The organism is uncultured Candidatus Thioglobus sp. (assembly GCF_963981275.1).
GTDB lineage: Bacteria > Pseudomonadota > Gammaproteobacteria > PS1 > Pseudothioglobaceae > Thioglobus_A.
In genome coordinates this window covers 26,116-35,307 of record NZ_CAXCCZ010000014.1, presented here as the reverse complement: position 1 = coordinate 35,307, position 9,192 = coordinate 26,116, and the positions used below count along the sequence as shown (strand labels likewise).

The following is a 9,192-nucleotide window of genomic DNA, read 5'->3' as shown; positions in this document are numbered from 1 at the left end:
CAATTCGTATATAATCTTAATAATATTTTATTGTTTATTGTCATGCGTATAAATCACCCTTTAACCGGCTCAATGGTAGCCTTAATCACCCCAATGCTTGATGATGGATCGGTGGATTATGCAGCGCTTGAATCATTGGTAGATTTTCACGTAGCATCAGGTACGCGTGCGATTATCTCCATGGGTACAACAGGTGAGAGTGCCACATTAAATCAAGACGAGCACATTAAAGTGATGCGCAAAACAGTTGAATTTGCTAATGGCAGAATTGCCATTATTGCAGGTACGGGTGCTAATTCTACCTCTGAAGCCATTGAACTAACTCAAGCTGCCAAACAGATTGGTGCTGATGCTTGTTTATTGGTGACACCATATTACAATAAGCCCACTCAAGAGGGCTTGTACCAGCATTACAAGTTAATCGCCGAAACAGTGGATATTGATCAAATTTTGTACAATGTGCCTGGACGTACAGCGGTAGATTTATTGCCTGAAACGATTGTTAGGTTGTCAAAAATTTCAAATATTATCGGCGTCAAAGATGCCACAGGTAATTTAGAGGTTGCACAAGCTTTGATAGATACTTGCCCAGAGGATTTTCTGCTTTATAGTGGTGATGATGCCACTGCGATTGACTTTATCTTAATGGGTGGTCATGGCGGTATTTCGGTGAGTGCGAATGTGGTACCAGAGGCTTTGTCACAAGCTTATCAAGCAGCATTTGAAGATAATAAAGCGACAGCTACATTAATTAATCAGCCACTTGAGGATTTGCATCAAAGTTTATTTATTGAGTCTAACCCGATACCGGTTAAATGGGCCATGCATAAAATGGGCAAATGTGGCAGCGGCATTCGCCTGCCACTGACAAAATTATCACAACAAGCTCGGGTAACATTAGAGCAGGATTTATCTAATTTGGGAGTTATATAGTATGATTAAAATATCATTAACAGCACTACTTTCTTTATCTTTAGTGGGCTGTTTTTCTTTTGAAGAAAAAACACAAGAGCAGGCGCCAAGTTTGGGCGAAAGAGATATTAAATATTACGCCAACAAAACTGTTACTTCTTTGGAGATACCGCCGGATTTAACCAAGCCGAGTGCACAAAACTCATTCAAGTTGGAAAATTATGTCTCTAATATTCAAGAAGATACGATTAGTTTTTCTAAAAAAGATGAGGCAATTAAAGAGGCAACAAGCATTCTTAGAGTGCCATCAAATGTTGAGGTTAAACGCTCAGGCGAGCGTCGCTGGTTAGTGGTTGACAAAAAAACAGATGATGTGTGGAATTTATCTAAAAGTTTCTTTAAGTCACACGGTTTCGCTATTAAAAAAACCAATAAAAAAATTGGCCTAATGGAGACGGATTTCTTAGAAAATCATCCTGAAATTCCAGATCGATCGTTAGGTGTTATTCGCTCTATGTTGAAAAAAGCCATTGCGGCGCGTTATGCACTGCCAATTGTTGATAAATATCGCATTCGTATCGAGCCAAATGAAAACGGTAGTAAGACTTCGGTATACCTATCTCTAAATTCAATGGAAGAGGTGCTTACCAAAGCGGGTAGTGATGATGAAAACACGATTTGGCAGTCTCGCCCTAAAGATCAGGCGCTAGAAACAGAAATGCTCTATCGACTAATGACATTCTTAGGTAGTGATCATGCGGTGGCTAGAGAGAAGATTATTAAGGCTAAAGAAGAGCAGGTATTAAGTGTGGCAGTGGATAAAGGTATTGGTGGCTACGCCAAACTGACTTTCTCATTAGGCCAATATGACACTTGGGATAATATGGGTTGGGCGCTAGACCAGCTAAATATTGATATTGAAGACAAAGATGTTAAAGAAGGTAGTTTCTATATTAACGTTGCCAGAACTGAAGATCAAGGTATTTTCTCGCGTATGTTTGGTGATGATGCCATTAAGAAATCCTTTCAGATTATTGTTAAGCAGATTGATACAGGAAAGACAGAGGTTTACTTTAATGATCTTTCTGAAGAAAATGAGCAAGCAACCATCGACTTTAGTTATGAGTTCTTAGGCAATATTGCTAAGCAGTTCTAACTAAAATTAAGGTGACGCTGTCACAACCAATCATTGATCAAATCATTCGCCAAGAAATCTTGGTGAATGATTTATCTGATCAAGATTTGGCGCAATTCTGTGAGCTAGCTAACGCCGCTTATCGACAAGGGAATCCCATAGTTAGTGATCAGGACTATGATTTCGTCTATCTTTCAGCGTTAAAGCAAAGACTGCCAAAGTATTCACTGCTGCAAGTGGTCGAACCAGAAGGGCGGGGATTTTCCGAGGAAAAAGTTTTATTACCCGAGATAATGTTATCGACGGACAAGGCTTATACTTGGCTTGAAATTCAGAAATGGATTGAGCGTCTACAAAAATCTGCAGCTGAAATTAATCTAGAAGCTCAAGATATCCAAATTAAAGCCACACCCAAGCTCGATGGCTTTGCTGGTTATGACGATGGAGAGTGCTTATATACACGTGGAGATGGTAAAAAAGGCAGCGACATTTCCAGGGTGTTTGCTCGCGGACTTCAAGTTTATAATGATTCTGAGCGTGGACAAGGTGCGGGTGAAATTGTAGTTAAGCAAAGTTATTTTCAGACACATTTATCAGATAGTTTTGAATATCCACGTAATTTTCAAGCCAGCTTAATTAAAGAAAAAGCCTTAGATGAAAAAGCTCAGCAAGCTATCAATAATAAGGCGGCTTTGTTTGTACCATTTGCACAGTTGCCAACTTGGCAAGGAAGTGTTGGCGAGCTAATCGAGCGCTTTGAGCTGATTGTAGCTGAAGTATTAACCACGGTAGATTTTGATGTAGATGGCGTGGTTTTTGAGACAACTAGCAAAGCTTTAAAGACTCAAATGGGCGCCAATAGAAAATTTCATCGCTGGCAGATTGCTTTTAAAGAAAATAAAGATAAGGCTCAAGTTAAGGTTTTATCTGTCACCCCGCAAGTTGGGCGTACAGGAAAAATCACGCCAGTTGCAGAGTTGGAGCCCACCTTGTTAAGTGGTGCGACCATTGTGCGTGCAACAGGACATCATTACGGTTTGGTGAAGGAACAAGGCTTGGGTGCTGGTAGTGTAATTGAGTTAACACGTTCGGGCTTGGTAATTCCTAAAATTAATCAAGTGCTTAAGTCTGTAGCTGTGGATATTCCAAGTATTTGCCCAAGTTGTCAAACGCCCTTGCAATGGGAATCTGATTTTTTAATGTGTGTTAATCACAGTAAATGCCCCGCTCAAATTATTGGAAAAATGGAGTACTTCTTTAAGATACTGGCCAATAACGATGGCTTTGGTATTGCCACGATCGAAAAGCTGTATGCACATGGCATTGATAAAATTTCACAAATTTATGGCCTAAGTCATGGTGATTTAACCGCAATGGGTTTTGGTGACAAAACCAGTGAAAACTTACTTACTCAACTTGGTAGGTCTCATACCGAGCAGGTTGAAGATTGGCGTTTTTTGGCGGCTTTTGGTGTTACTAGAATGGGCTTGGGTAATTGCGAAAACTTATTAAAATCTTATTCTATTAAGGATATCTTTACACTTGATGAAAACCAAGTTGCTGATATTGATGGCTTTGCAGATCTAACTGCTGCATTGATTGTAAAAGGTTTGAAAACCATTCGAAATGAGTTTGACGAGTTGCTTCAGTATCAGTTCAATTTAGAAATAACACCAGTTTATATGGATGCTATTAAGATTTCTCATGAATTGTCAGGTAGGAAAATTGTCTTTACTGGAAAGATGAATGGCTCAAGAGAAGTCATGAAGAAAAACGCAAAAAAACTAGGTATTCAGGTTGCATCTAGTGTTACTGGAAAAACAGATTATTTGGTAATTGGTGATAATGTTGGGCAAAAGAAAATTGAGGCGGCTGAAAAATTTGGCCTAACTATTTTGAGTGAGCGAGATTATTTAGCAATGGTTGAAGTATGAAAATTTCAGATTTAATTAATGAGCAGAAAACCTTTTTAACAGACCAGTTGGGCGAAGGGCTAATGCAACTTGCTCAGGCTTGTGATAGTTGCTTAGACAAAGAGCTTAGCTTCGATCATTTGAATGAATTGCTTTTCTCATATATGCAACATCATCAATACACAAGACTGGCTTATGTATTAGATACATCGGGCATTCAGATGAGTGCTAATATTAGCAAAGAGGCGATATTGCCAGAATTTAAGGGGCGAGATTTATCAGATCGGCCTTTTTTTAATGCGGTAGATGAGCAGCATCCAATTTATATTTCCAATACTTATATTTCTAGAACGTCCTTGAAGCCGTGCATTAGTATGGTGCATTCAATCTGTCATAACGATCAGTTTGTTGCCTTATTGGTGTTTGATCTTGAACTGGAGAAGTTACCACTGCCAAAGCAAGATATTAATTTGGATGATTGGCGACAAATTAAAGGCGATCCAGAAATTCGCTCTAATTTGTTTAATCAAACGCGAGCAAACTCTGCAATGGATAAATCAATTGATACTGTTCATAATATTGCAGTTGAGTTATTAAATGAATTGGGCGCTTTTCATTTGAAGCTTCATTATGCGTCTTCGAGAGCAACTATTTGGACAATTGACAACCCTTACAATTACCATGTCCATGTGCTTGAAGAAATTACCAGTCCTGATATATGCTTACTGTATCCCAAAAAAAAGTATCCGGTGGATGCTAAGGTTACCCAGGAGCAAGTTAAAGACGTATTTGGCAAGTTTAAACATATGCGTTTTATGGACGATAATTTATATTTGAAAACAGCCAGCCTTAATATTATGAACGGCACCATTGGGCTTAGCTTTTCATGTGATGGTAATCATTATTTATCTGTTGAAGATTTTTTGGAAAATTTTGAGGATACGTATGCATGATGTTGGTTATAAAATTTAAGTTGCATTTATTTGTTAAAGTGGTTATAATTTTTCGTAGTTAGACCCAAAGGCGGGATTTGACAACAAACATAGACGTTTATTTAGATTCTTTTTGATAAGAGTTTAAATAAGCGTTTTTTTTTGCATGCTTCATGAGGGAGTTGTGTAAAAAATGGTATTGAAGCCAGTTATTTTTATTTGCAAATTTTGCAAATCGAGATAACTGGCTTTTTTTTGCTTTAAAGAAAACAGGAGAAAGATGATGAAAATAATTACAGCAATTATCAAGCCTTTTAAGCTTGATGAAGTTAGAGAGGCGCTATCAGAGATAGGCGTTTCAGGAATCACGGCAACCGAGGTAAAGGGTTTTGGTCGTCAAAAAGGCCATACTGAGTTATACAGAGGTGCGGAATATACAGTAGATTTTTTACCCAAGGTTAAGCTGGAGATTGCGATTGCTGCAGATCAGGTTGACAGTGTTATTGAAGCAATTAGTGTTGCGGCAAAATCTGAGGGCGGCAAGATTGGTGATGGAAAAATATTTATTACTTCGCTAGAACAAGTGGTTCGTATTCGTACGGGTGAAACTGGTTCAGTAGCGTTATAAAGGAGGCAACATGGAAAATACAATTTTAGAAATGCAATTTGCATTAGACACCTTTTATTTCTTAATGATGGGTGCATTGGTTATGTGGATGGCAGCGGGCTTCTCAATGCTTGAAGCGGGTATGGTTCGTAGTAAAAATACGGCGGAAATTTTAACAAAAAACATTGGTTTATTTGCAATCGCGTGTACAACTTATATGGTTTATGGTTATGACATTATGTATGGCGGTGGTGTCATGTTAGATGGAATTGAAACAGTTGCTAAAGATGCAACTTATGCAGCGCCATCAGACTTCTTCTTCCAGGTGGTTTTCGTTGCAACAGCAATGTCAATTGTTTCTGGTGCAGTTGCCGAGCGTATGAAGTTATTCTCTTTCTTTGCATTTGCAGCTATTTTCACTGGTGTTATTTACCCAATGGAAGGCGCATGGACATGGAATGGTGAAGCGGTATTTGGTTTATTCGTACTAGGTGATTTAGGTTTCTCTGACTTTGCAGGTTCAGGTATTGTACACATGGCTGGTGCTGCTGCTGCTTTAGCAGGTGTTATTGTATTGGGTGCTCGTAAGGGTAAGTACAACAAAGATGGTTCATCAAATGCGATTCCAGGTGCAAACATGCCACTTGCAACTTTAGGTACTTTTATCCTTTGGTTAGGTTGGTTTGGTTTCAATGGTGGTTCGGTATTAGCGATAGCAAGTAAGGAAAGTGCTAATGCAGTGGCAATGGTGTTTTTAAATACTAACGCAGCAGCAGCTGGTGGTGTTATTGCGGCGTTACTATTGGTTAAACTACTATGGGGTAAGGCAGATCTTACAATGGCGCTTAATGGTGCATTAGCAGGACTTGTGGCGATTACTGCTGGACCTGATACACCAACTGCTTTAGAGGCAACTCTAATCGGAGCTGTTGGTGGTATCTTGGTGGTATTCTCTATTTCGACACTTGATAAAGTATTCAAAATTGATGATCCAGTAGGTGCAATTTCCGTACACGGTATTGTTGGTCTGTGGGGTTTATTAGCAGTGCCATTGACTAATTCGGGTGTTTCATTCAGTGGTCAGTTAGCGGGTGCAGGTACAATCTTTGTTTGGGTATTTGGTACCTCGCTAGTATTGTGGTTAGTGCTTAAAGCAATTATGGGTGTTAGAATCTCTGAAGAAGAAGAGTATGCAGGCTCTGATATTTCTGAGTGTGGCTTAGAGGCTTATCCAGAGTTTACAAAATAAACCCTTACAAGGGAGGGTTGTAAAGATTCCCTGACAAAAATTCCAGATAATTTTTACCCCGCTTATAGCGGGGTTTTTTGGTGTAAATCCCTTGAAAATATAAATATTAATTATGTAGAATAGGGGTATTAATACTTAATAAAAATGGAGAAAATATGATTGTTCAAGATATTATGTCAACTGACGTGAAAACAGTAACAGCTGATCAGCCAGTTAAGGATATTGCATTAATGATGATTATGGATCATATCAGTGGCGCGCCAGTTGTAGATGCAGATAATAACTTGGTTGGTATTATTTCTGAAAAAGATATATTGCAACACATGTTTCCGAAATTGGAAGACATTATGAGTGATACGCATTTTGACTTTGAAAATATGGAGACAAATTACAAAGATATCATGAATGCCAAAATAAGCGAAGTCATGACCAATGGTGTAGATAGTATTGATCTTGATATGCCTTGTTTAAAAGCAGCAAGCACTATGTGGCTTAGAAAATATCGTAGAATTCCAGTAACTCAAAATGGAAAGCTAGTGGGCATTGTTAGTATTGGAGATGTGCATAGAGCAATTTTTAAATCTTGTATGACCTCATAAGTTAAAATACACCCCCTATGAATATAGCACTTAAAATCATCTTAGTTGATGAGAACTCTGGACGTTCTGCCATGTTGCGTAGAGCCTTACAAGACAAGGGGCATGATGTTATCTGCCGTATGGGTAGTAGTGCCCAGCTAGCAGATAGCAACGAAATGACTCATGCAGATGTGGTTATTGTTAATGCGGACATTCCAGATGAAGAGGTATTTGCCAACTTAAGCGATATCAACAACACCAAGCCTAAGCCTATTGTTATGTTTGCTGAGGAATCAAATTCTGAGATGGCCAGCTCTGCTATTAAATCAGGCGTTAACGCTTATATTGTAGACGGCCTTGAAGAGAATCGTGTGCAGCCAATTATTGATGTTGCTATGGCTAGATTTAGAGAGTTTCAGGCGCTAAAAGACGAGCTTGATGCAACTCGTAATCAACTATCTGAGCGTAAAGCAGTCGAAAAGGCGAAAGGTTTACTAATGAAGCACAAAGAGATTAATGAGGATGAGGCTTATCAGTCGTTGAGAAAAATGGCGATGGATAAAAACAAGCGCATTGTTGATGTCGCCGAAAGTGTAATTAATGCGTTTGAATTATTAAGCTAGTTTTTAGCTTTTCTTTTTAGGATCTTCGTCGTCTAGTTTTTTTAGGTAGTCGGCAAATTCTTCATCCATCTTTTGAAAATCTTCATCGATTTTGTCCATTTCGGTGTCGAACTCGTCATCACTCCAGTCATCATCATCTTCAGAGTCGGATTTAGATGGCTGATCTGGATCATTATCGGGATCAGTATCATTAGAACTCGATTCAGAATCCTCTTCTTTTCGCACAAATAAAGGGGCAAAAATAAGCCCAGCTTCAAACAATAACCACATAGGGATGGCAATTAGGGTTTGCGAGATAATATCAGGCGGGGTTAACAGCATGCCCAATATAAAGGCGCCGATCACAACATATGGTCGATTCTTTTTTAGATTTTCAATGGTGGTTGCACCAAACATAATTAGCAAGATGGTGGCAATTGGCACTTCAAAGGCAATACCAAATGCAAATGAAACCTTGAGTACAAAATCTAAGTAGTATTGGATATCAGGTGTAAAGTCAACAATACTTGGGCCAATGCTAGATAAAAACCCGAAGATAACTGGAAAGACAATGTAAAAAGAAAACAATAGGCCGGCATAAAACAAAATGGTTGAAGAGATAACCAAAGGCATAATCATTTGTTTTTCGTGTTTGTAGAGTGCGGGTGCAATGAACTTCCACACTTGATAAAGCAGATAGGGCATGGCGATGTACACCGCCATGATTAACGCCATTTTAAGTGGAGTTAAGAATGGTGATATAACACCAATGGCAATAATATTACTACCTTGAGGTAGAACGCTGATAATAGGTGCAGCGATAAAACTGTAGACTTCATTTGCAAAAGGAAATAAGCTAATGAAAATAACCAGTATGGCAATAACTGAGCGTAACAAGATGTCACGCAGTTCAACCAGATGTTGAACAAAGGTCATTTCTTTAGGAGTCATGTTTTAGTGCTATCAGTATCGTTTTTAATGTTGTTGACATCGGTTTTAATGTCACTAATGGTTTCTTTAGCATCGTCAATTATTTCAACGATATTAGCTTCCTTATCCATTGCATTGAACTGTTCTTTGAGTTTGTCAACCTCTAACTCTTCGCCAACATCCTCTTGAATTTTGGCAATAAAGCGTTTAGCTTTTCCAGCATATTTTCCTGCAGCTCTGGCGATACTAGGCATACGCTCGGGTCCTACAACCACCAAGGCGATGATGCCAATTAAGGCAAATTCCCAAAAACCAATGTCAAACATGTAAAGGG

10 protein-coding genes are annotated in these 9,192 nt (G+C 38.8%); 8 read left to right on the top strand and 2 right to left on the bottom strand.

Annotation, left to right across the window (positions count from 1 at the left end; all coding sequences use genetic code 11):
* Positions 1-42: 42 nt before the first annotated feature.
* The 8 genes from dapA (at position 43) to ABNR88_RS03660 (ending at position 7,949) form a co-directional block, all read left to right on the top strand.
* On the top strand, positions 43-933 hold the full coding sequence (dapA, locus tag ABNR88_RS03695; RefSeq protein ID WP_291928005.1) for a 4-hydroxy-tetrahydrodipicolinate synthase: 891 nt from the start codon (positions 43-45) through the stop codon (positions 931-933).
* Position 934: 1 nt separating this feature from the next.
* Positions 935-2,068: an outer membrane protein assembly factor BamC gene (gene bamC / locus ABNR88_RS03690; RefSeq protein ID WP_291928008.1), complete on the top strand. Its 1,134-nt coding sequence runs from the start codon at positions 935-937 to the stop codon at positions 2,066-2,068.
* Between the two features lie 11 nt (positions 2,069-2,079).
* A complete protein-coding gene (locus ABNR88_RS03685) occupies positions 2,080-3,981 on the top strand; it encodes a BRCT domain-containing protein (protein ID WP_348670060.1) in 1,902 nt (633 codons plus the stop codon).
* Positions 3,978-4,913 (top strand): hypothetical protein, encoded by a 936-nt coding sequence (locus tag ABNR88_RS03680; RefSeq protein WP_291928013.1) that lies wholly within the window; start codon positions 3,978-3,980, stop codon positions 4,911-4,913. Before ABNR88_RS03685 ends, ABNR88_RS03680 begins: the two co-directional genes overlap by 4 nt.
* Positions 4,914-5,175: 262 nt before the next feature.
* On the top strand, positions 5,176-5,520 hold the full coding sequence (locus ABNR88_RS03675; protein WP_291928016.1) for a P-II family nitrogen regulator: 345 nt from the start codon (positions 5,176-5,178) through the stop codon (positions 5,518-5,520).
* A gap of 10 nt (positions 5,521-5,530) precedes the next feature.
* Positions 5,531-6,748 carry an ammonium transporter gene (locus ABNR88_RS03670; RefSeq protein ID WP_291928019.1) on the top strand — a complete coding sequence of 406 codons (1,218 nt, stop codon included), beginning with the start codon at positions 5,531-5,533 and terminating at the stop codon, positions 6,746-6,748.
* Positions 6,749-6,903: 155 nt separating this feature from the next.
* On the top strand, positions 6,904-7,347 hold the full coding sequence (locus ABNR88_RS03665) for a CBS domain-containing protein (RefSeq protein ID WP_291928022.1): 444 nt from the start codon (positions 6,904-6,906) through the stop codon (positions 7,345-7,347).
* 17 nt (positions 7,348-7,364) lie between these two features.
* Positions 7,365-7,949, top strand: coding sequence for an ANTAR domain-containing protein (locus ABNR88_RS03660; RefSeq protein ID WP_291928025.1), 585 nt, complete (start codon positions 7,365-7,367; stop codon positions 7,947-7,949).
* A 3-nt stretch (positions 7,950-7,952) separates the two neighbouring features.
* Here the strand turns inward: ABNR88_RS03660 and tatC are convergent, their stop codons facing one another.
* Complete coding sequence (gene tatC, locus ABNR88_RS03655; RefSeq protein ID WP_291928028.1) at positions 7,953-8,879, bottom strand: twin-arginine translocase subunit TatC; 927 nt, start codon at positions 8,877-8,879, stop codon at positions 7,953-7,955.
* Complete coding sequence (tatB, locus tag ABNR88_RS03650) at positions 8,876-9,184, bottom strand: Sec-independent protein translocase protein TatB (protein ID WP_291928031.1); 309 nt, start codon at positions 9,182-9,184, stop codon at positions 8,876-8,878. The genes tatC and tatB overlap by 4 nt, the downstream gene beginning before the upstream one ends.
* Positions 9,185-9,192 lie beyond the last annotated feature (8 nt).

Excerpts from the sequence above, each read along its gene's own strand:
- dapA (WP_291928005.1), top strand. The coding sequence starts at position 43 with ATGCGTATAAATCACCCTTTAACCGGCTCAATGGTAGCCTTAATCACC.
- bamC (WP_291928008.1), top strand. The coding sequence starts at position 935 with ATGATTAAAATATCATTAACAGCACTACTTTCTTTATCTTTAGTGGGC.
- ABNR88_RS03680 (WP_291928013.1), top strand. The coding sequence starts at position 3,978 with ATGAAAATTTCAGATTTAATTAATGAGCAGAAAACCTTTTTAACAGAC.
- ABNR88_RS03675 (WP_291928016.1), top strand. The coding sequence starts at position 5,176 with ATGAAAATAATTACAGCAATTATCAAGCCTTTTAAGCTTGATGAAGTT.
- ABNR88_RS03670 (WP_291928019.1), top strand. The coding sequence starts at position 5,531 with ATGGAAAATACAATTTTAGAAATGCAATTTGCATTAGACACCTTTTAT.
- ABNR88_RS03665 (WP_291928022.1), top strand. The coding sequence starts at position 6,904 with ATGATTGTTCAAGATATTATGTCAACTGACGTGAAAACAGTAACAGCT.
- ABNR88_RS03660 (WP_291928025.1), top strand. The coding sequence starts at position 7,365 with ATGAATATAGCACTTAAAATCATCTTAGTTGATGAGAACTCTGGACGT.
- tatC (WP_291928028.1), bottom strand. The coding sequence starts at position 8,879 with ATGACTCCTAAAGAAATGACCTTTGTTCAACATCTGGTTGAACTGCGT.
- tatB (WP_291928031.1), bottom strand. The coding sequence starts at position 9,184 with ATGTTTGACATTGGTTTTTGGGAATTTGCCTTAATTGGCATCATCGCC.